A 19,530-nucleotide genomic window follows, 5' to 3' on the forward strand; every position below is an offset into this window, starting at 1 on the left:
GGGCGGACGATTCAGATGTGGACGTGCGGGGCGAGGGTGCGGTGCGCGATGGCCAGGCCCTTGCGGACGCGGCCGGGGTCACCGCTCCAGACCGGGTCCTCGTGCTCGACGGAGACGACGCCCTCGTACCCGTGCTGGTGGAGCGCGTCGATCAGGCGCCGCCAGTCGACCTCGCCGAGGCCGGGGATGCGGTAGCGCCACCACCCGCTCACCCAGGGCCGCCTGCCGAGCACCTGCCCGAACACCCCGTACCGGTCGCGGGCGGTGGCGTGCACCTCGACGTCCTTGGCCTGGACGTGCAGAATGCGTTCGGCGTGCGCCTCCAGCGCGGCCAGCGGGTCGATGCCGAGCCACACCAGGTGCGAGGGGTCGTAGTTGAGCCACAGCCCGAGGCCGGCCATCCAGTCCCAGAGCTCGGGTGAGTACGCCAGGTTGGCCGGGTAGCCGTCGGGGTGCCAGCCCTCCATCGGGCAGTTCTCGATCACCAGGCGCACGTCGCGGGCCGCGGCGTACTCGACCAGCGGCGGCAGCACCCGCTCGGCCAGCCGGAGGTTCTCGGCCGTCGTCAGCGTCACGTCGCGCCCGACGAAGGTGCCGACAAGGCCCACGCCGAGCAGCCGGGCGGCGTCGACGCACCGGCGCAGGTGCGCGTGCGTCGCCTCGCGGACCGCGGGGTCGGCGTGCAGGTTGTTCTCGTAGTACGCGACCGCCGAGATGCTCAGGCCGTGCCGGTCGAGCATCGACGTGACGCGGTCGGCGTCGGCCTGCCCGAACGCCTCGACGTTCAGGTGAGCCGCCTCCCAGTCGCGGCCGGGCCGGTCGGGCCAGGCCGCGACCTCCAGGGAGGCGTATCCGTGATCGCCGGCCCACCGGGCGATGGCCTCAAGGGACTCGCCGGGCAGACAGGCCGTCAGCAGACCCAGTCTCATGAGCCGCGCCTCACACGTTGGCGTAGTCGTTGCCGGCGCGGTCGGCCCCCCGGGCCAGCCAGATCTTCCAGCCTTCGTTCTGCGGGACGTCCCGCATCTTCACCGAGCTCGGGAAGTACCGCATGGTGTAGCCGGTGCGGCGGGTGGCGCTGGTGTTGGCCCGCGCGCCGTGGACGATCCGGCCGTCGTGCATCGAGAACTCGCCGCGCTTCAGCTCGAAGTAGACGGCCTTCGACTCGTCCACACCGGCGAGCTCGGCGTGGAACGTCTGCTCGGTCATGTCGGTCGGCCGGTAGCCGTCCGAGAACCCGCCGTTCAGGTGCGAGCCGGGGATGACCCTCATGCAGCCGTTCTCCTTGTACGAGCCGTCCTCCAGGGCGAGCCAGATCGTGACGATGTTGTCGTAGTCGTCGAAGCGCCCCTCCCAGAAGGCGCTGTCCTCGTGCCACGGGGTCGCCCGGCCGGTGAAGGGGTCCTTGGAGATGAAGTGGCTCGACCAGAGGGCGATGTCCGGGCCGATCAGCGGCTCGACCCAGTCGAGGACCTCGTCGGACAGCAGGTGGTCCAGCAGCCGCTCGTCGCGGTAGTGCGGCGTGTCGAGCTCGTCGGAGAGCTTGTCGCCCTTGTCTCTGAGATGCTCGTTGAAGATCAGCTCCAGGTGCGAGAGCCGATCCTCAGGAAGCAGCCGGCGGCCGGGCAGCAGATAGCCGTTCTCGCGGAAGAACGCCACATCAACGTCGGTCAGGGTCTCGGTCATCGTGGTGCCACCTTTCCAGGCAGAGGGAATCCGGGAACCGGGCGGGAACGACGCTACGTCGCCGTGACCAGGGCCACGACGCCTATCTTCGGCTGGGCTCGGCTTATCTTCCGGGGCCGCGCCGCGCCACGTCGGCGTCAGCCTCTGTCCAGGGCTCGGATGATGTCGGTGAAGAGCTCCATGTCCTGCACGTAGTCCTCCGGGGTCGTCTTGGGCGCCGCACCTGTGGTGACCGCCTCGTGGAAGTGCTCGAGCTCGTAGGTGTAGGGGTCCTTGAGGTGCGGGCGCCGCACGGAACGCTCGTAGGATTCACCGTCGGTGAGCTCCAGATGCAGCGTCGTCGGGAAGTGCCGCACGTAAGGCGTGTCGTACTGCACCTTCATCGTGCCGGTCGCTCCGTACACCTCGATGTAGGTGTCGTAACGCAGCTGATCGTCCACGCCTGTCTCGTAGGTGACGACGAAGTCGCCGTAGTCGAGGAGAGCGACGACGTAGCCGCCGCTGCGCCACATCTTCGCCGCGGAGACCTCTTTCGGGCGGCCGAGCAGTTCCCGCATGGCGGACAGGTCGTGGCTGCCGAGACCGCAGAGCAGCCCGTAGGTCCACTCCAGCTCCTGGGGGACGTCGCCCAGCGCCTCCTTCACCAACGCCGAGCGGCGTGCCCACTTCTCGTCGATCGCGTGCTGGGGGACGTCGCCTGGCCGCTCGACGTACGAGGTCTGGTCGATGATCAGCCGGTTCTGGCCGATCACGTCGTGGACGCGCGCGTAGCGGATCGGGCCGAGCTCGGGCAGCCTCTCGACCGCCTCGGTGAACGCCGGCGCGAAACGCCGCATGTAGGCGACCATCACGGTCCTTCCCGACCGGTCGCGCGCCGCGATGATCTGCTGCGCCTCGCGGGGGCTGAGGCACATCGGCTTCTCGACGAGCACGTCGAGCCCCGCGTCGAGCGCCGCGATCGTGGCCTCGGCGTGGTACTCGTCGCTGTTGAGCACGAGCACACAGTCCAGGCCGCCGGCGGCCAGCATCTCCCGGAAGTCGGTGTGGCGGCGCTCGACCCGATGGCGCTCGCCCAGCCGGTCCAGCAGGCCGGGCGAGATGTCGCAGATGGCCGCGAGCTCGTAGCGGTCGCCTAAGGACTCGATGACGGGCAGGTGGATGATCTGGGCGACCTCGCCCAGTCCGATGACGCCGACGCGCAGCTTGCTCAACTCTGTGCCTTTCGGTGGTGGGTGGTCCGGAAGGGCGACCGGTCAGCCGCCGGAGGAGACCGTGCCGTCGGGCTGATGCGCGCTGATGCTCTCTCCGTAGGCCATGCAAATCGGTTTGCTTCGGCAACGGTAAAGTGCCGCGCACCCTCCGGTCAACGGCCGGTCAGATGCGGCAGGGGCGACGCTCCCGATGCGTCAGGACCTTTCCGCGTCCGCCGGGCGGCTCAGGGCACGGCTCAGGGCACGGCTCACGGCAGGGCCCTCATCCGCTCGTGGAACAGCTCCCGGAAGGCCGGCGCGTCCACCGCTGTCGCGATCCGGCAGTTGGGCTCGGGCGGGTTCTCCCACATCAGCAGGTCGGCCACCGCGACCCCGCGCGTGACCCGGCCGGCCGTCTCGACGGCGACGTGTGCCTCGCTCCAGGTCACCAGGTCAGGACGGGTGACCACCGCGACGGCGAGCGGGTCGTGCAGCGCGCAGCTGCCCTGCTCGATCGCCTCTCGAGGCTTGACCCGCTCCTGGAAGTCGATCCAGGCCTCGGTGTGGCGGGCCGCGATCCGGCCGAACTCCCCTCCGGACGCCAGCGCGCGGGCGTCCTCGCGGCTCAGCCGCACGCGGCGGGTCACGTCCAGGCCGACGAAACGCAGGGTCGCGCCACTTTCGCACACCGCCTGGGCCGCCTCCGGGTCGCACCAGAAGTTGTACTCGCCCGGCATCGCCGCGACGTTCGTCTGTTCGAGGAACACCCCGCCCATGACCACGATCTCGCGGACCGCGCGGGCGACCCCGGGCGCGATCGCGAGCGCACGCGCGACATTGGTCAGCGGTCCGATCGCGACGATGGTCAGCCGCCCCGGCTCGGCGAGCACCCGGCGCGCGATCTCCTCGGCCGCTTCGACGCCGGCCGGGGCGCCCTGCACCACCGGTACGTCGCGGCGCCCGAGCACCCCGAGCAGCTCTCGGGTCAGCCGGGTCGAGCTCACGACGTCGCCGTTGCCGCCGACCGTCGTCACCGTCTCGACACGGAGGCCGGGGTCGGCCAGGGCCAGCGCGAGCGCGAAGCCGTCGTCGACGTCCGCCCCCGGCGCCCCCATGGCCAGGTCCGTGTCGAGGATGATCCGGACCGGCTCCCGGGTCAGCGACTCGCCCACAGCAGACCCCGCTCGGTCAGCGTCCGCACATCAGGGTGGTCGAGGTCCTCCAGCTTGTGGCCGATCGTCGAGACGAAGACCCTGCCCTTCCCCCACTGGCGGGTCCAGACAGCGGGGCAGGTCAGCTCCTCGCGCCACGGCGTATCGTCACCGACGCCGAACGTGGTCGTGGCGAGCACGTCGTTCAGCTCGTCGGTGAGCACCCAGTACTGCTCGGTGTTCAGCTTCCAGCGGTCCAGCCCTTCGACGATCCGGTGCCCGCGCCTGTCCGGCACGACGGCGACCTCGTGCTCGACGAAGCCGCCGGGGTGCGCGGCCCACTGGCCGCCCGTGAGGTGGAGATAGTCGGGCGAGGCCCGGAAGGAGTCGCAGATTCCCCCGTGCCAGCCGGCGAGACCTGTGCCGCCGGCGACCGCGGCGGACAGGCCGAGCACCTGTTCGCCGGTGGCGACGCCCTGGGTGTAGCACTGCACGACGAGGTCGGTCGCGGCGAGCTTCTCGCCGTCGGCGTACACCTCGGCACTTTCGTGCACCTCGACGGCGTAGCCGTGCTCCTTCAGGAACGGGATGAACCGCTCGGTCGCCTCGACCGGGCTGTGCCCCTCCCAGCCGCCCCGGACGATCAAAGCCCTGCGGTTGCGCCCGCTGTCCATGCTTCTCCTTGGTTGAGGATCCGGTTGGGACTGTAGCCAATCGATTTGCAGACCGCCAGGGACGCACTTCGGCACCGGCGATCAACGTCAGGCCGCGGCGTGCGTGGCCGCCCGTTGTCCGGGGCGCGCGGTCGCGGGTCACCTGCTCCGGTCGTTCCGGCTGAACAACCTGTCGAGGTGCAGGTCGATCGCGGCGAGCGCGTCGCGCGGGCTGATCACGCGCAGCTCGATCAGGGGGGTGAACCCGGTGAGGGCGAGGAGCAGGTCGGTCTCGGTCGCCGGGTCGCGGCCGGAGTCGATGTGCCCGTCGGCGATCGCCTGGCGGACCAGCCGCTCGACGAGGGCCCGTCCTTGCACGAGGCCGCGTCGCGCCTGCTCGTGGACGGCCTCGTCGTGCAGCGCCTCCAGGACGTAGGCGGCGCTCATCCGGCTGGTCGCGCGGGCGTCGGCGTGCAGAGGGAGCATTTCCGCGAGCGTCAGTCGCAGCACGTCACGAGGGTGCGGGCGGTCACCGAGCTCGCGCAGGCCCCGCTCCACGCGCAGCGAGGTCTGCTCGGAGGCGAAGTCCATGGCGAAGGAGAGCATGGCGGCCCGGGAGGCGAAATAGTGCTGCAACTGCCCGAGGGACATACCCGCCTCCCGCGCCACCACCCGCATCGTCAACTGCGTGACGCCGCGCTGCTCCACCACCTGCCACAGCGCGCGGGCGATCGCTTCGCGGCGTTCGCGATGATCCACCTGTTTCGGCATCGCCGGCCTCTCCCTCGCAATTCGCAGCCGTTTCCCATACAGTTGACATAATACAGCCGACTTAAAATCTTGAAGGAGGAAACGTCATGCTCGGACCGCTGCCGGAGCGGCCAAGGGTGCGTACCGCCGAAGGTGTGGTGCAGGGGCGCGGGCGGAAGGGACACGCGGTGTTCCGCGGCATCCCCTACGCCCGGCCCCCGGTCGGAGCGCTCCGCTTCGCCGCGCCCGCGCCGCCGCACCGCTGGGAGGGGACGAGGCAGGCGGTCGAGTTCGGCCCCGTGGTGCCGCTGTCCCTGCCGATCGACGTGCCCCCGCAGGGCACCGACTGGCTGACGCTCAACGTCGGCACTCCGGATCCCGGCGCGGCGGGACTGCCGGTGCTGGTGTGGATCCCCGTGGGCGGCTACCTCTCGGCGGCGTCGAGCGACCCGATGTTCGACCCGGCGGCGCTGGCCGAGGCGGGACTCGTCGTGGTGACCATCAACTGCCGCGTCGGCGCGGAGGGATTCGCGTTCCTCGACGACGCGCCGCCCAACCGCGGATTCCTCGACCAGATCGCGGCGCTGGAGTGGGTGCAGCGCAACATCGCCGCCTTCGGAGGCGACCCCGGCCAGGTCACCGTGGCCGGGGTGTCTGCCGGGGCAGGGTCGGTCGCCGCCCTGCTGACGATGAAGCCGGCGCGCGGCCTGTTCCGGCGGGCCATTGCCCACTCGGTGCCGGGGCTGCACAGCACCCCCGCGCTGGCACGGCAGGTCACCGCCGCGTTCGCGGACCGGCTCGGCGCGGCGGCCCCCACCGCCGAGGCGCTGCGCGACATCGACCCATGGCACCTGGCCGCCCAGCTCACCTCCTTCAACGCCGGCCTCCACGCGCACCGGGAGAGCTGGGGACGCCTCACGGAGACCGGCACCGCGCTGTGCCCCGTCGTCGACGGCGAGGTCCTCCCGGAAACGCCCTGGCCCGCGCTGACCGGCGCGCGCGCGAGCGGGACCGAACTGCTCGTCGGCCACACCCGGGACGAATTCCGGTACTTCAGCGTCATGAGCGGACGGTACGGCACCTTCACCGAGGAGGACGCCCACGCAGCCCTGGAACTGCACGCCCCGCAGCCGGACGGCGCGCGGGCCTACCGTGCCGCGTTCCCGCAGGCAGGCCCGGAGGAGCTGGTGGAGACGGTGTACTCCGACGCCCTCTTCCGCATGCCGTCACAGAAGCTGGCCGAGGCGAACGCCGCAGCCGGCGGCACCTCGTACCTGTTCGAACTGTGCTGGAACGCCCCGGTCCTCGGCGGCATCCTGGGCGCCTGCCACAGCCTCGACGTGCCCCTGGCGTTCGGCACGCTGGACAGCCCCGTCGGCACCCAGCTCATCGGCGAGGAGCCCACTCCCGAGGCCGTCGCGCTCTCCCGCGAACTCCAGGAGGCATGGGTCCGCTTCGTCACCACCGGCGACGCGGGCTGGTCCGCCCACCGGCCCGACGGGCATCTCACCCGCGTCCTGGACGCCGAGCCGCAGACCCTCCCCTACCCCGAAGAGGCCTCCCGCCGGATCTGGGATGGCCACCTCCCCGCCCCCTTCGACGTCTCGTAGGGCTGCGCCACCTCGGATCAGCGGCGGTGCAGCGTGAACCAGTACGTCGGCACATCGTTGGTGCCGGGCGTGACGTCGGTGAGGTCCCAGCCGGTGAAACGGGTACGCAGCTCGTCGGCGGTGACGCCGCTCCAGCCGTCGTCGAAGCCTTCAGGCCCGTACCCGAACATCAGCAGCCGGGCGCCCGGCAGGGCACGGCGGGTGATACCGGCGGCGTAGGCTTCCCGGCGGTGGCGGGGGATGCCGCAGTAGCAGCTCAGGTCGAAGAACAGGCTGAACCCGTCGCCGACGTCGAGCTCGTCCAGCCGGGTCACGTCGCCGCACAGCAGCCTCGCCCGCCGACCGGCGGCCTCGGCCTTGGCCCTGGCCTGCTCGACGGCCCGGTCGACCAGGTCCACGCCTACCACGTCCCAGCCGTGGCCGGCGAGGTAGACGGCGTTGGTGCCGGTGCCGCAGCCGAGGTCGAGCACCCGCCCGGGCGGCAACGCCTGCGGCCCCTCCACCGTGTCGACGAGCTCGGGAGCCGGCACGCCGTTGTCCCACGGCGGCCTGCCGGACGCGTAGTAGGCCTGCAACATCTCCTTGACGGCGGCCTCCTGCCCGGCGTCGTCGTCCCTTCCCTGACTGAAGTGCAGCCATGCCGCGCGCTCCAGATCCATTGCGACTCCTTTTCTAGAGTTGGTTACTAGAGATTGTATCTAGTTATACACGCGAGCTCGGTGGCTGTCCAACGTGTCCCCATCGGAGGCGGCCGAGAACAAAGCGAATCGCGCCGGCGTCTAACGTTCCGTGATCAGTGCGACACGTGCTTGCGCCGCCGGACCTGTCCACGGCCCGGCATGACAAACGAACGAGCCCACGACGTGCGGGACGACGCCGGCGCCTTCCGGGTGGCACGCCGTGCCGGCATGCGCGGTGCGCCCGATCCCACCTCCGCTCTCGGCATCGCGGCCGTCGCCATCGGGCTACTGGTGTACTTCGTGTCCATGGCGGCGGGACAGGGCGTCGACTCCCTCACGTCCGACACGGTGCTCTTCGTCGTCTTCCCCCTGGTGCTCGCCGCCGTCACGGGAACCACGGGGGTGCGCGAGGCATCCGTCAGGCTCAGGATGCGGCGGGCATGGCGGCGCGCGGGGAGCGGGGAGGTGGTGCAAGGGCTCACCGGTGTGGCTCTGCGCGAGGGCCGCACGGTGGCGGGCTATCCGGTGCGAACGGTCATCGCCCGGGTGGACGGGCGGGCGCGGTACATCCGCCTGGCGTTCGCACGAGCCGACGAGGCGGGGCGGCTGCCGCCGGGGCCGGTGCAGGTCGACCTGTTCGACGGCCCGCCCGTACGTGGCCCGGCGCGGCTGCGCCCCGGCCACGGGGGTGTGGTCTGGGCGTTCGCGACGCGCCACGGCGACCTGGTCGTCGAGGAGGAGACACGGTACACGGTCGAGGACGGCTGGCCTGACAGCGGCGGAGACGCCGAGCCTTCTACGGGGCCTTCTACGGGGCCTTCTACGGGCTGGCCAGGCGGCTCCGACGGCGACGGGAACGACGGCGACGGCGGGGAGTAGATCGCTGCCCGGCGGGCGGACAGCGCCTAGGCTCCCCGGAGTACTGCCCTGCCACCGAACGCTTGGGAGGAAAGCGTCAACCCGGCGTTGTCCCTGGCGGCCGTCCGGGCCGCCAGGGACAACGCCGGGCGCAACAACGTGGTCGACCGGGTGGAGATCCGCCACAGTGACGTGTTCAGCGAGTCGCGGCCTTTCGACCTGATCGTCTTCGACCCGCCGTTTCGCTGGTTCGCCGCGCCACCTGTTCCAGGCCGCCACCACTGACGAGACGCGCCCGCCGCCTGACAACCGCCGCGTCGAAAAGAGCCGGCGGCCGTGATGTCGAGAACGTGGCGCCGGCTCCGTCCTGGGTACGCGGCCGGCCACGACGGCCCGCGCCGGCCCGGAGAGAACGACGACGAAAGGCACGACCGTGGAACCGTACGAGGTCACCGAAGTTCTGAACCGCCCGCTCAGCCGGGAACTGCTGGCCCGCGACCTGACCCGCCTGGCCTACGTCGCCAAGGACGGCACCCCGCGCAACATACCGATCGGGTTCACCTGGAACGGCTCGCAGATCGTCATGTGCACGGCGAAGAACGCTCCGAAGCTCCCGTCCCTGCGCCGCAACCCGCAGGTCGCCCTGACGATCGACACCGAGGTGCACCCGCCCAAGCTGCTGCTCGTCCGGGGGCGGGCCGAACTGGACGTCGTCGACGGCGTCCCGGAGGAGTACCTCCAGATGAACGGCTCCTACCAGATGACCCCCGAGCAACGGACCGTCTGGGAGAAGCAGGTGCATGCGCTCTACGACGGCATGGTCCGGATCGTCGTGACCCCGACGTGGGCGAAACTGATCGACTTCGAGTCGACCATGCCGACCGCCGTCGAAGAGCTGATCCGGCGGCAGGAGGAACGTCAGCGCGGCTGAGCGGATGTGGGATCATGCTTCCCATCGCGCGTCACGACGGGCGCAGGTGCTCGATCGTGACGTGGTGCCGCTCGGACAGCCGCTGGGCGATCAAACAGCGGTGGCACGCCTCGGGATCGCGCTCGGCGCGGCTCGTACGGGTTCGGACCGGAGGCCGCGTCAGGCGACGGCAGTCCCTTCGAGCTCGACCATCAGATCGGGGATCGCCAGCCGGGTCACCCCGAGCATCGTGGTGGGCGGCGCCACCCCTGCGGCGCCCAGCCGCGACGCCAGCACGCCGTAGTGCTCGAAGAGCCGATCGACGTCGGTGGTGTAGACGTCGAGCCGGACGAGGTTCGCGAGGGACATGCCGGCCTCGCCCAGCACGGCCTGCAGGTTGTCGAGGCTCAGCGCCAGCTGCGCCGCCATGTCACCGGTATGCCGGGGCTTGCCCTCGGCGCTCATCGCGCTCTGCCCGGCGCAGAACAGGGTCCGGGTGTGCCCGGAGACGACCTCTGCCTGGTTGTACCCCAGCTCCAGCGACCACGCCCACGGGTTGACGGCCGTTCGCTCCACTGCCATATCGGTTCCTTTCACGTCGTCGGCCCGGTGGCCGCCGGTTCGTGGTGATCAGCCTCCCAGGGAATCACGACATCTTTTGTCGTATATTTCGGTAGATTCGTCGCATGCGTGCCGACCGGTTGGTCAAGCTGGTCCTGCTGCTGCGCCGGCACGGCCGGCTGTCCGCGACCACGCTGGCCGGCGAGCTGGAGGTGTCCACGCGCACCGTGCTGCGCGACATCGAGGCGCTGTCCGCGGCCGGCGTCCCGGTCTACGCCGAACGCGGCCGGCACGGCGGTTTCGCGTTGTTGCCGGGCTTCCGCACCGAGCTCACCGGCCTGAGCCACGACGAGGCCCTTGCCCTTCTGGTCGCCGGGTCGCGGCGCGGCGCGCAGGCCTTCGGTCTCGGCTCGGCGCTCGCTTCGGCGATGCTCAAGGTGGTCGACGCGCTGCCCGAGAGCTATCGCGACACCGCGGCCGGGGCGGCCGAGCGGCTGCTCATCGACCCGGAGACCGACCTCCTCTCGCGCCGGCTGGTCGGCGAGGAGACGCCGGACGCCGTCACGGCCGCGGTGCTGCGCGCGGTGTTCGCCGGGCACAAGCTGCGCATCCACTACGCGGCCGTGAACCAGAGCACGAAATGGCGCACGGTGGACCCGATCGGCCTGGTCACCGTACGCGACAAGGGCTACCTGCTGGCCACGCGGTCCGGCGAGGACCGCACCTACCGGCTGTCCCGGATCCTGGCCGCCGAGGTGCTGGCCGAGCCGGCGCAGCGGCCTGACCGGGTCGATCTGGACCGGGCCTGGCAGGAACGCGGCACGCGCTTCCGTACCGGCGGCGACCAGGTGACCGTGCTGGCACGGGTGGACCCGCGGCGGCGGGAGGACCTGGTGGGCACCGCGCTGGCCGTCCTCACCGAGGAGGCCGGCCAGGACGGCCGGCTGCGGCTGGAGGTGACCTTCCAGGACCGCCGACACGCCGAATGGGCGTTGTGGCAGCTCGGCGCGTACGCGGAGGCCCTGGCCCCGCAGTGGTTGCGCACTACGCTGCACGACCGCGCCACCGCGATCGCCGCCCGCTACGAAGCGTCCCGTTGACGGGCCGCGCTATCGCCGCGCTAATCGCCCGCCAGCGCCGCGTTCCACAATCGCCGCGACCGTAGCAGGCAATGGCACAAGGAGGCAGGACGTGAGCGTGCTCATCGACAAGGCGCTGGCGCTGGTACTTCCCGAGGTGAAGGCGTCCGCGGCGCCCTGCACGTGGCAGTACAGGTGCTCCCCGGCGGGCTATTACAGGAGGCAGTGCTGCCACATGTGCTCGTCCTGGCAGCGGATCGGCTCGACCTGCCCGGTCTAGGAGCGCCGAAACAGCCGAGCTCCGCGAGGGGCCGGCCCGTTCTTGGCCCGTAGCCGCGCAAGGCCCCCTGTGCCGTGAGGCACAGGGGGCCTTCGCGTGCGGTGACCCGGGTACGCGCCGGTGCGCGCCGACCTCGACACGGACGTGCTCCGAGGAGTCGAAAGGCGCCCTGGTGTGACGCCCGGTTCGGCGAGGGCAGGGGAAGTCGTACGCCCCGCGCCACGCCCGGGTTCCGGGCCGGTAAGGGGGCCGGTTTTCGGTTAACCGTTGACCCTTCGTGTGAACGCCGTGTATACATGCGCCATACACGCTGGATCCCACCCAAGACGGCTCAGTGTCAGGCCCGGCGACCTGGAGATGTCATGGCGATGATGAGCAGGCGAAGCTTCCTCGCGGGGAGTGCCGCCGCGTTGGGGACCACGACTCTGGCGGCCTGTGGCAACCCGGTGACCCTGCCGGAGTCCATGGAGGCCGTCCAGCCCAATGCGGGCGGCCCCAGCCGTGGCGGAGCTCTCTACTTCGGGCTGTCCACCGATCCGGCCAACCTGGATCCGCACGTCTCCACGGGCAGCGCGTCGGACTATCTGCGGCAACTCGCGTACAACGGCCTGGTCCAGTACGACGGGTCCGGCGAGATCATCGCCGACCTCGCGAGCGAGTTCGGCTGGAGCGACAGGCTGACGTACAAGGTGAAGCTGCGCCCGGGTGTGCGGTTCCACGACGGGTCCACCCTGACGGCGGAGGACGTGGTCTTCTCGTTCCGCCGCATGATGGACAAGGAGACCGCGGCGACGTCGGGGCCGCTGCTCGACCAGGTCGACTCCGTCGAGGCCGTGGACGCCACCACCGTGGCCTTCAGGTTCAAGCAGCCCGACGTGGCCTTCCCGTTCGCCCTCGCGGCGCCCACTTCGAACGTCGTGTCCAGGAAGTGGATCGAGTCGGGCGCGAACACCAAGACCCAGATGATGGGCACCGGCCCGTTCCGGTTCGTCGAGCGCATCCCCGGTGTCAGCACCACGTTCGTCCGGTTCGACGACTACTTCGAGCCCGAACTGCCCTACCTCAACGGCATCGTGTTCCAGCCGATGGGCGATGACTACGCGCGGGTGACGGCGCTCCGCACCGCCACCGTCGACATGATCGACTATGTCCCGGCGACCCATGTCGGGGTCATCACCCGCAATCCCCGACTGCGGTTCGCGTCCGACAAGACGTTCGGTTTCGGGTTCGTCGGGTTCGTCACCACGCAGCGGCCGTTCGACGACGTACGGGTCCGCAAGGCGATCGCCCTGTCGATCAACAGGCCGTCGGTCCTCGACACCGCGCTGCTCGGCAACGGGCGGCCCATGGACGGGGCTCTCATGCCCGAGACCTTCGCCCCCTACGCGAGCCGGCTCGACGGCTCCATGCCGTACGACCCCGAGCAGGCGAAGTTCCTGCTCAAGCAGGCGGGCCAGGAGGGACTGACGCTGCCGGTGGTCACCACCAGCTCCTACTCGGTCATCGCCCGGCCGGCGCAGGCGATGCTGCCGGGCCTGCGCGCGGCCGGCATGAACGTCAACCTCACCCAGCAGGAGTGGCTGACCTTCCGGGCCAGCGTGGCCGGCAAGACGTTCCCGGTCCACTCGTGGGGTACGGCGCCGAAGTTCGGCGATCCGGCGTCGCTGAGCGACTTCATCGGCAGCTCCGGCGCCTTCGCGGAGAACCTGGACTTCCGCGACGACAAGATCGACGACCTGCTCGCCCAGGGACGAAGGACGACCGACCCGAACCTGCGGAACGAGATCTACCTCGAGGCCGAGAAACGAGCGCTGGAGCTGGTCCCGATGACCTACACCATCCGCCGCGAGCAGGGCGAGGCTCACTACACCTACGTCAGGGGTTACGAGCATCCGCCGAAAGGCGCGTGGACCGCCACGGCTCTTCGCCGGACCTGGATGGAGAAGACAGCGTGAGTCGTTTCCTTGTCAGACGATTCGGCCAGGCCATCGTCCAGCTGCTGCTCGTCGGGAGCATCGTGTTCTTCCTCGCCCGGCTCATTCCCGGCGACCCCGCCAGGGCCGCGCTGGGCGACGCCGCCACGGAGGAGCAGGTGGCCCTGACCCGGGCCGCGATGCACCTCGACGAGCCCTTCCTCGGGCAGTTCTTCGGATTCTGGGCGCGGCTCTTCCAGGGCGACCTCGGCACCTCCATGATCAGCGGGCGTGCGGTGATGCAGGACCTTCCCTCCCGCATCGGCAACTCCCTCGAACTGGTCCTGCTCGCCCTGGCGGTCTCCCTGGTGGTCGGGATCGTGCTCGGCCGCATCGCCGCCACCCGCGCCGACAAGCCGGCGGACCACGCGCTGGTCGCCGGGTCGATCTTCGGGATCTCCCTTCCCGTCTTCGTCGTCGGGACCCTGCTCCTGCTGGTGTTCGCGGTCCTCTTCCCGATCCTGCCGCCCCGCCGGTTCACCTCGCCGTGGGAGGATCCCGTCGCGCACCTGCAGATCCTCATCCTCCCGGTGGTCACGCTGGCGGCGGCCTCATGCGCCGTGATCACCCGGATGACCAGGGCGGCGATGCTCGAGACGCTCAACGCCGACTACGTCCGTACGGCACGGGCCAAGGGGCTCGCCGAGAAGCGGGTCATCAGGCGTCACGCGCTGCGGACCGCGATGTTGCCGGTGGTCTCCATGACGACCGTCGAGCTGACGACTCTCATCGGCAGCACGGTCCTGGTCGAGACCATCTTCGGCTGGCCGGGAATGAGCTCCCTGCTCATGAACGCCGTGGGGCAGCGCGACTATCCCGTCATCCAGGCCGTCGTTCTCGCCGCGGCGACCATCGTCATCCTGGTCAACCTGGTCGGAGACCTGGCTGTCAGGGTCCTCGATCCTCGGGCGGAGGACAACTGATCATGGCAACCGCTCCGGAGTCAGTGGCGCAGGCCCTTCCTGACACGCCGTCGCGTACGAACGGCGGCAGGAAGCCCTTCTTCAAGCGCATGCTGGCCAACCGCAGGACGTCCGTCGCGGGGGCCTTCCTCCTGCTGATCGTCGTCGTCGCGGTGTTCGCGCCGCTCATCGCCCCCCACGACTACCGCGACATCGTCGGCAAACCGCTGACCTCCGGCGGGGCGCTGGGCATCGACGACTTCGGCCGTGACGTCCTGTCCCGGCTGATCATCGGGCTGCGTACCTCACTCGGCGTGGCCGTGTCGGCGGTCCTGGTGGCGGGGGTCATCGGGGTCGCCCTGGGCCTCGTGGCCGGTTACGTCGGCCGGTGGGTGTCGACGATCATCATGCGCGGCATCGACGTGCTGCTCAGCTTCCCCCCGATCGTGCTGGCGATCGCGGTGGTGGCGATCCTGGGCCCGGCGCTGGTCAACGTCGTGCTCGTCATCGGCGTGCTCTACATCCCGAGGTTCACGCGCATCGTCTACAGCCAGGTGCTGTCGATCAGGAGCATGGAGTACGTCGAGGCCTCGAAGATCATGGGGACGAGACCGGCCGACATCCTCGCCAAGACCATCCTGCCGAACGTGTCCGCGCCGATCACCGTCCAGCTCAGCCTCTCGGTGAGCTTCGCCATCCAGATGGAGGCGGGCCTGAGCTTCCTCGGTCTCGGCGCGCAGCCGCCGCTGCCGTCGCTGGGCACGATGGTCGGCGCGGGGCGCGACTTCCTGGAGGTGCAGCCGACGCTGCTGATCTACCCTTCCGTGCTCATCATTCTCGTCGTCCTCGCGCTCAACGTGTTCGGCGACGGCATGCGCGACCTTCTCGACCCCCGGCACCGCGGCAAGAACTCCTGACCGCTTCCCAGAGAGGAAACTTCATCACCATGGCCCTTCCCGCCACGCACAGGCTCGGCGAGCTCTCCTGGACCCAGGTCAAGGAGTTGGCGGAGCAGGATCCGATCATCCTTCTGCCCATCGGAGCCGTCGAACAGCACGGGCCGCACCTGCCGATCCACGAGGACTCCATCGTGGCCGAGTGGGTCGCGGACAAGCTGGCGAAGGAGAACGGCTGCTATGTCGCGCCGGCCCTCAACTACGGGCACTCCGGCACCTTCCGCGGCTACAACGGCAACCTGTCGCTGAGCCAGGCCACGTTGCGCAACGTCACGTACGAGATCATCGAGGCTCTGGTCCAGTCCGGATTCCGGCGCGTCATCATCGTCGACAACAACGGCGGGAACGTCGGGCCGGTCACCGGCGCCGGCCTTGACGCGAGGCGCGATTTCGGGGTCCTGATCGGGCACCTGTATCCGTGGCAGCTGGGTTACGCGCTCATGCGCGACGTGTACGACGACCCGGCCAAGGCGTACGGCCACGGGGCGGAGCCCGAGCACTCGGCGATGCTGGCGATGTTCCCGGAGCAGGTGCAGAGCGACCTCGCCGTGGCCGGCGGCCTGGAGTCCGCCGACGGCTGGACCCCGACGAGCTACACGGAGGCGGCGATCCCCGGCCACGACGTCCGCGGGACCGTCTTCTGGGACTTCTCCGAGGTCAGCGTCACGGGATGCACGGGCGACGTGAGCCTGGGCAGCGCGAAGACCGGCGAGATCTGGATCGATCGGGTGATCGGCTTCTGCTCGGCGTACATCCAGGAGTACGACCGCAACACCTCGGTGAAGTAGCTGCCGCTCCCTTCCTGTACGAGCACCTGAGGAGAGGCCATGACGACCGGCACGACGACCGGCACGGAAACCGGCACGACCCCTTCCGACACGATCCTCGCGGTCGAGCGGCTCTCGGTGGACTTCCAGATCGCCGGCGAGTGGACGCCGGCCGTGAAGGACGTCAGCTTCTCGGTCGCCAAGGGCGAGGTGGTGGCGCTGGTCGGGGAGTCGGGCTCCGGCAAGTCCGTGAGCTCGATGTCCGTACTCGGGCTGCTGGGGCCGAACGCGCGTCGCCGCGGCAGCATCCGTTTCGGCGGCACCGAGCTGCTCGGACTCGACGAGGAGGCTCTGCGCGCCATCCGGGGCAGGCGGATCGCGATGATCTTCCAGGAGCCGATGACGGCGCTCAACCCCGTCTACACCATCGGCGAGCAGATCGTCGAGGCGATCCAGTGTCACGAGCCCGTACCGGCGGCCGAGGCGCGCGCGCGGACGCTGGAGTTGCTGAAGAAGGTCGGTATCCCGGAGCCGGAGCGCCGCATGCACAGCTACCCGCACCAGCTCTCCGGTGGCCAGCGTCAGCGCGCGATGATCGCCATGGCCGTCTCCGGCTCGCCAGAGGTGATCATCGCCGATGAGCCGACCACGGCGCTCGACGTCACGGTCCAGGCGGAGATCCTCGAACTGCTGCGCCGCCTGCGGGAGGACCTCGGCTCAGCGGTCGTCATCATCACCCACGACATGGGGGTGGTCGCCGATCTCGCCGACCGGGTGGTGGTCATGCGAGAGGGCCAGGTCGTGGAGGAGGCGCCGGTCACCCGGCTCTTCTCCGACCCGCGGCATGAGTACACCAGGAAGCTGCTCTCCGCGGTGCCGCGGCAGCAGCCGGGCGAGGAGCCGGAAGCGGACGCGGACGACGCCGGTGGGAGCACGACTCTCCGGGTCGCCGATCTCGAGGTCGAATACCCGGGGCGGCTGGGCCGTAAGGGCTTCAAGGCCGTACACGGAGTCAGTGTCACCATCGAGAAGGGCAAGGTCCTCGGCCTCGTGGGCGAGTCCGGCTCCGGCAAGTCCACGATCGGCCGGGCGATCGTCGGCCTGGTGCGGGCGTCGGCCGGCTCCATCGAGATCTGCGGCCAGAACGTGACGAGCCTCAAGCCCAAGGAGCTGCGCGGCCTGCGCAGGAAGTACTCGATGGTCTTCCAGGACCCGGGGTCGTCGCTGAACCCGCGCCTGTCGATCGGGGACTCGATCGCAGCCCCCATGATCGTGAACCGCTACGCGGACCGCCGTGCCGTCCAGCAGCGGGTGCTGGACCTGCTCGACCAGGTCGAACTGCCCACGGGCTGGGCCGACCGGTTCCCGCACGAGCTGTCGGGCGGTCAGCGGCAGCGCGTCGGCATCGCCCGCGCGCTGGCGCTCGATCCGGAGCTGCTCATCGCCGACGAGCCGACGTCGGCGCTCGACGTCTCGGTCCAGGCCACCGTCCTGCGGTTGTTCCAGGACCTGCAGGACAGGCTCGGCTTCTCCTGCCTGTTCATCAGCCACGACCTGGGCGTGGTCGAGCTGCTCTCCCACGATGTGGCCGTACTGCAGCACGGGCGGCTTGTGGAGAGCGGCCCCGCCCGTGACGTGCTGCGCGATCCGCGGACGGACTACACCAGGAGGCTGATCGCGGCGGCGCCGGTGCCCGATCCGGTCGAGCAGGCCGAGCGCCGCAGGCTCTGGCGGGAGATGGCCGGGTGAGGGCCCCGGTGGCCCGGGAGCCGCGCCGGTCACCTCAGGTGGGAGACGACCGTCTCGTCGGGGCGCAGGTGATGCCGCAGGGTGCGCTCGGCGGTGTCGTAGTCGTGGTCGGTCAGCGCCTTCAGCAGGGTGCGGTGCTCGGGAGCGATGACCTCGAGGCGTTTGGGGCGCAGGGACACGGCGCTGACCGCGATGCGCTGGTGCCGCGGCTGGAGGCTCGTGTAGAGGTCGATCAGGATGCTGTTGCCGGTCGCCTTGACGAAGGAGAAGTGGAAGAAGAAGTCCATCTTCGCGTGTTCGGCGATGGCGTCCCGGTCACCGGCGCGTACCCGCGCCACCCGCTCCGGGTCCTCCATCCGGTCAAGGTGCTCGGACAGCCGGACGGGGATGTCGATGTTCTTGCCGCAGAGGATCCTGAAGCCGTGGAGCTCCAGCAGCAGTCGCATCTCGTAGGTCTCGAAGAGCTCTCCGGCCGTCACGCGCCGCACCTGGGCGCCTCTCCTGGGGAGCAGGTCGATGAACTTCTCCGCGGCCAGACGATGGAACGCCTCGCGGACGGGAGTCCGTGACACCCCGGCCTCGTCACAGACGAGCTTCTCCTCGAGGAACGTCCCCTCGGGGATCCGCCCGCTGAGGATCGCCTCCCGCGTCCACTGGTAGGCACGCTCGCCGGCTGTGATCGCCCGGCTCTGGCCGAGTGACTGATCCATGCCACCCCCTCACCCTATGTATACACAGTGTATACCAAATCTCCGAAGGAGACCCATGACGCAGGACAGAAGGTACGCCGCCTGGTTGTCAGGTCCCGGTTTCGCCACGGCCGAGATCGTCGCCGGTCTGGGCTACGGCGCCGTGGTCCTCGACATCGAACACGGCGTGTTCGACCTCGCAGACCTGGACCGTTTCATCCCGTTCCTCCGAGGGCTTGGTCTCGAGGTCCTGGCGAAGGTGCTGGGGCCGGAGAGGGGGCCGATCCAGCAGGCTCTCGACTTCGGCGCCACCGCCGTGGTCGTCCCCCATGTCGAGAACGCCGCGCACGCGGCCGCCGTCTGCGCGTACGGCAAGTTCCCGCCGCTGGGCGACAGGAGCTTCGCCGGGGGCAGGACCTCGCGGTACGGCGGCCACGACGACGACTGGATCGCCCGGCAGGACCGCGGAACCCGCGTGTACCCGATGATCGAGGACGCGGGAGCCATCGAGCAGATCGTCGACATCCTGACCCTCCCCACGGTCGACGGCGTCTTCGTCGGCCCCAGCGACCTGTCCATGCGCCGCGGGCGGGGCGCCTACACCCGCTCCGAGAGCGACTTCGCCGACCTCAGGCTCGTGGCGGACGCGGCCCGCGCCGCCGGCAAGCCCTGGGTGCTGCCCGCCTGGTCCGCCTCGGAGAAGACGTTCGCGCTCGAGAACGGAGCCGACCAACTCGTGCTCACGATGGAGCACGGCGCTCTCATGGCCGGGTTCGGGGCGGCGCTCGACGAGACGAACGCCCTGGCCGCCGCCACCCGCCTCTGAGCCTAGGCTCGACAGGCGGGACCGACAGAAGGAAGAGTGATGACCACGCTCGTCGCCGGAGTGGCGCTGATCGCGACACTGGCGGCCTTCGCCCAGGCCCTGAGCGGCTTCGGCTTCGCCCTCGTGGCCGTACCGCTCGTGACGCTCCTGACGGGACCACAGACCGCCGTCACGGTGGTGACGGCCCTCGGATGCGTGCTCGCCCTCGCCATGGGCGTCCAGGAAAGGCGTCACGTGGCGGGGAGGACCGTGGTCCTGGT

Annotated in this window: 21 protein-coding genes and 1 pseudogene; 13 read left to right on the plus strand and 9 right to left on the minus strand. The window is 70.1% G+C overall.

Features of this window, described 5'->3' with window-relative positions:
- Positions 1 to 11: 11 nt before the first annotated feature.
- The 6 genes from GUY59_RS11910 to GUY59_RS11935 form a co-directional block, all read right to left on the minus strand.
- On the minus strand, positions 12 to 929 hold the full coding sequence (locus GUY59_RS11910) for a sugar phosphate isomerase/epimerase family protein (RefSeq protein WP_138204598.1): 918 nt from the start codon (positions 927 to 929) through the stop codon (positions 12 to 14).
- 10 nt (positions 930 to 939) lie between these two features.
- The gene (locus GUY59_RS11915) at positions 940 to 1,686 is read right to left on the minus strand and encodes a phytanoyl-CoA dioxygenase family protein (RefSeq protein WP_138204600.1); all 747 of its coding nucleotides are present in this window, start codon (positions 1,684 to 1,686) and stop codon (positions 940 to 942) included.
- Positions 1,687 to 1,823: 137 nt separating this feature from the next.
- Positions 1,824 to 2,897, minus strand: a complete 1,074-nt coding sequence (locus tag GUY59_RS11920) for a Gfo/Idh/MocA family protein (RefSeq protein WP_138204602.1) — start codon at positions 2,895 to 2,897, stop codon at positions 1,824 to 1,826.
- A gap of 248 nt (positions 2,898 to 3,145) precedes the next feature.
- Positions 3,146 to 4,048: a nucleoside hydrolase gene (locus tag GUY59_RS11925; protein WP_138204604.1), complete on the minus strand. Its 903-nt coding sequence runs from the start codon at positions 4,046 to 4,048 to the stop codon at positions 3,146 to 3,148.
- Complete coding sequence (locus GUY59_RS11930) at positions 4,033 to 4,701, minus strand: ThuA domain-containing protein (RefSeq protein ID WP_138204606.1); 669 nt, start codon at positions 4,699 to 4,701, stop codon at positions 4,033 to 4,035. The genes GUY59_RS11925 and GUY59_RS11930 overlap by 16 nt, the downstream gene beginning before the upstream one ends.
- Before the next feature lie 138 nt (positions 4,702 to 4,839).
- The gene (locus tag GUY59_RS11935; RefSeq protein ID WP_138204608.1) at positions 4,840 to 5,451 is read right to left on the minus strand and encodes a TetR/AcrR family transcriptional regulator; all 612 of its coding nucleotides are present in this window, start codon (positions 5,449 to 5,451) and stop codon (positions 4,840 to 4,842) included.
- Between the two features lie 86 nt (positions 5,452 to 5,537).
- On the opposite strand from GUY59_RS11935, the gene GUY59_RS11940 reads away from it, so the two are divergent.
- Complete coding sequence (locus GUY59_RS11940; RefSeq protein WP_201760754.1) at positions 5,538 to 7,040, plus strand: carboxylesterase/lipase family protein; 1,503 nt, start codon at positions 5,538 to 5,540, stop codon at positions 7,038 to 7,040.
- Positions 7,041 to 7,057: 17 nt separating this feature from the next.
- Here GUY59_RS11940 and GUY59_RS11945 read toward each other — a convergent pair whose 3' ends face one another.
- On the minus strand, positions 7,058 to 7,699 hold the full coding sequence (locus tag GUY59_RS11945; protein WP_138200519.1) for a class I SAM-dependent methyltransferase: 642 nt from the start codon (positions 7,697 to 7,699) through the stop codon (positions 7,058 to 7,060).
- A gap of 180 nt (positions 7,700 to 7,879) precedes the next feature.
- Between GUY59_RS11945 and GUY59_RS11950 the strand changes: the two genes are divergently transcribed.
- From GUY59_RS11950 to GUY59_RS11960, 3 genes are all read left to right on the plus strand, one after another.
- The gene (locus GUY59_RS11950; protein WP_138200518.1) at positions 7,880 to 8,599 is read left to right on the plus strand and encodes a hypothetical protein; all 720 of its coding nucleotides are present in this window, start codon (positions 7,880 to 7,882) and stop codon (positions 8,597 to 8,599) included.
- 87 nt (positions 8,600 to 8,686) lie between these two features.
- On the plus strand, positions 8,687 to 8,863 hold the full coding sequence (locus GUY59_RS11955; protein ID WP_201760755.1) for a methyltransferase: 177 nt from the start codon (positions 8,687 to 8,689) through the stop codon (positions 8,861 to 8,863).
- A gap of 148 nt (positions 8,864 to 9,011) precedes the next feature.
- Positions 9,012 to 9,509: a pyridoxamine 5'-phosphate oxidase family protein gene (locus tag GUY59_RS11960; protein WP_138200517.1), complete on the plus strand. Its 498-nt coding sequence runs from the start codon at positions 9,012 to 9,014 to the stop codon at positions 9,507 to 9,509.
- Between the two features lie 159 nt (positions 9,510 to 9,668).
- Here GUY59_RS11960 and GUY59_RS11965 read toward each other — a convergent pair whose 3' ends face one another.
- Positions 9,669 to 10,064 carry a RidA family protein gene (locus tag GUY59_RS11965; protein WP_138200527.1) on the minus strand — a complete coding sequence of 132 codons (396 nt, stop codon included), beginning with the start codon at positions 10,062 to 10,064 and terminating at the stop codon, positions 9,669 to 9,671.
- 110 nt (positions 10,065 to 10,174) lie between these two features.
- Here GUY59_RS11965 and GUY59_RS11970 point away from each other — a divergent pair, with 110 nt between their 5' ends.
- The 7 genes from GUY59_RS11970 (at position 10,175) to GUY59_RS12000 (ending at position 17,755) form a co-directional block, all read left to right on the plus strand.
- Positions 10,175 to 11,149: a helix-turn-helix transcriptional regulator gene (locus GUY59_RS11970; RefSeq protein WP_138200516.1), complete on the plus strand. Its 975-nt coding sequence runs from the start codon at positions 10,175 to 10,177 to the stop codon at positions 11,147 to 11,149.
- 91 nt (positions 11,150 to 11,240) lie between these two features.
- Entirely contained in the window at positions 11,241 to 11,408 is a 168-nt protein-coding gene (locus GUY59_RS11975; RefSeq protein ID WP_161714502.1) for a hypothetical protein, read from the plus strand.
- Between the two features lie 371 nt (positions 11,409 to 11,779).
- Entirely contained in the window at positions 11,780 to 13,363 is a 1,584-nt protein-coding gene (locus GUY59_RS11980; RefSeq protein WP_201760757.1) for an ABC transporter substrate-binding protein, read from the plus strand.
- Complete coding sequence (locus GUY59_RS11985) at positions 13,360 to 14,304, plus strand: ABC transporter permease (RefSeq protein ID WP_138200514.1); 945 nt, start codon at positions 13,360 to 13,362, stop codon at positions 14,302 to 14,304. Before GUY59_RS11980 ends, GUY59_RS11985 begins: the two co-directional genes overlap by 4 nt.
- A gap of 2 nt (positions 14,305 to 14,306) precedes the next feature.
- The gene (locus tag GUY59_RS11990; RefSeq protein ID WP_138200513.1) at positions 14,307 to 15,200 is read left to right on the plus strand and encodes an ABC transporter permease; all 894 of its coding nucleotides are present in this window, start codon (positions 14,307 to 14,309) and stop codon (positions 15,198 to 15,200) included.
- Positions 15,201 to 15,229: 29 nt separating this feature from the next.
- A complete protein-coding gene (locus GUY59_RS11995) occupies positions 15,230 to 16,027 on the plus strand; it encodes a creatininase family protein (protein ID WP_201760758.1) in 798 nt (265 codons plus the stop codon).
- Between the two features lie 39 nt (positions 16,028 to 16,066).
- Complete coding sequence (locus GUY59_RS12000; protein ID WP_138200512.1) at positions 16,067 to 17,755, plus strand: ABC transporter ATP-binding protein; 1,689 nt, start codon at positions 16,067 to 16,069, stop codon at positions 17,753 to 17,755.
- 29 nt (positions 17,756 to 17,784) lie between these two features.
- Here the strand turns inward: GUY59_RS12000 and GUY59_RS12005 are convergent, their stop codons facing one another.
- Positions 17,785 to 18,465: a GntR family transcriptional regulator gene (locus tag GUY59_RS12005; protein WP_138200511.1), complete on the minus strand. Its 681-nt coding sequence runs from the start codon at positions 18,463 to 18,465 to the stop codon at positions 17,785 to 17,787.
- A 55-nt stretch (positions 18,466 to 18,520) separates the two neighbouring features.
- Here GUY59_RS12005 and GUY59_RS12010 point away from each other — a divergent pair, with 55 nt between their 5' ends.
- Both GUY59_RS12010 and GUY59_RS12015 read left to right on the plus strand, forming a co-directional pair.
- On the plus strand, positions 18,521 to 19,270 hold the full coding sequence (locus GUY59_RS12010; protein WP_138200510.1) for an HpcH/HpaI aldolase family protein: 750 nt from the start codon (positions 18,521 to 18,523) through the stop codon (positions 19,268 to 19,270).
- 39 nt (positions 19,271 to 19,309) lie between these two features.
- Positions 19,310 to 19,530, plus strand: a pseudogene (locus tag GUY59_RS12015) (sulfite exporter TauE/SafE family protein); the annotation flags it as partial.

This window comes from Nonomuraea sp. K271, assembly GCF_009908215.1.
GTDB classification, from domain to species: domain Bacteria; phylum Actinomycetota; class Actinomycetes; order Streptosporangiales; family Streptosporangiaceae; genus Nonomuraea; species Nonomuraea longispora.

Excerpts from the sequence above, each read along its gene's own strand:
- GUY59_RS11910 (WP_138204598.1), bottom strand. The coding sequence starts at position 929 with ATGAGACTGGGTCTGCTGACGGCCTGTCTGCCCGGCGAGTCCCTTGAG.
- GUY59_RS11915 (WP_138204600.1), bottom strand. The coding sequence starts at position 1,686 with ATGACCGAGACCCTGACCGACGTTGATGTGGCGTTCTTCCGCGAGAAC.
- GUY59_RS11930 (WP_138204606.1), bottom strand. The coding sequence starts at position 4,701 with ATGGACAGCGGGCGCAACCGCAGGGCTTTGATCGTCCGGGGCGGCTGG.
- GUY59_RS11935 (WP_138204608.1), bottom strand. The coding sequence starts at position 5,451 with ATGCCGAAACAGGTGGATCATCGCGAACGCCGCGAAGCGATCGCCCGC.
- GUY59_RS11940 (WP_201760754.1), top strand. The coding sequence starts at position 5,538 with ATGCTCGGACCGCTGCCGGAGCGGCCAAGGGTGCGTACCGCCGAAGGT.
- GUY59_RS11945 (WP_138200519.1), bottom strand. The coding sequence starts at position 7,699 with ATGGATCTGGAGCGCGCGGCATGGCTGCACTTCAGTCAGGGAAGGGAC.
- GUY59_RS11950 (WP_138200518.1), top strand. The coding sequence starts at position 7,880 with ATGACAAACGAACGAGCCCACGACGTGCGGGACGACGCCGGCGCCTTC.
- GUY59_RS11970 (WP_138200516.1), top strand. The coding sequence starts at position 10,175 with ATGCGTGCCGACCGGTTGGTCAAGCTGGTCCTGCTGCTGCGCCGGCAC.
- GUY59_RS11980 (WP_201760757.1), top strand. The coding sequence starts at position 11,780 with ATGAGCAGGCGAAGCTTCCTCGCGGGGAGTGCCGCCGCGTTGGGGACC.
- GUY59_RS11990 (WP_138200513.1), top strand. The coding sequence starts at position 14,307 with ATGGCAACCGCTCCGGAGTCAGTGGCGCAGGCCCTTCCTGACACGCCG.
- GUY59_RS11995 (WP_201760758.1), top strand. The coding sequence starts at position 15,230 with ATGGCCCTTCCCGCCACGCACAGGCTCGGCGAGCTCTCCTGGACCCAG.
- GUY59_RS12000 (WP_138200512.1), top strand. The coding sequence starts at position 16,067 with ATGACGACCGGCACGACGACCGGCACGGAAACCGGCACGACCCCTTCC.
- GUY59_RS12005 (WP_138200511.1), bottom strand. The coding sequence starts at position 18,465 with ATGGATCAGTCACTCGGCCAGAGCCGGGCGATCACAGCCGGCGAGCGT.
- GUY59_RS12010 (WP_138200510.1), top strand. The coding sequence starts at position 18,521 with ATGACGCAGGACAGAAGGTACGCCGCCTGGTTGTCAGGTCCCGGTTTC.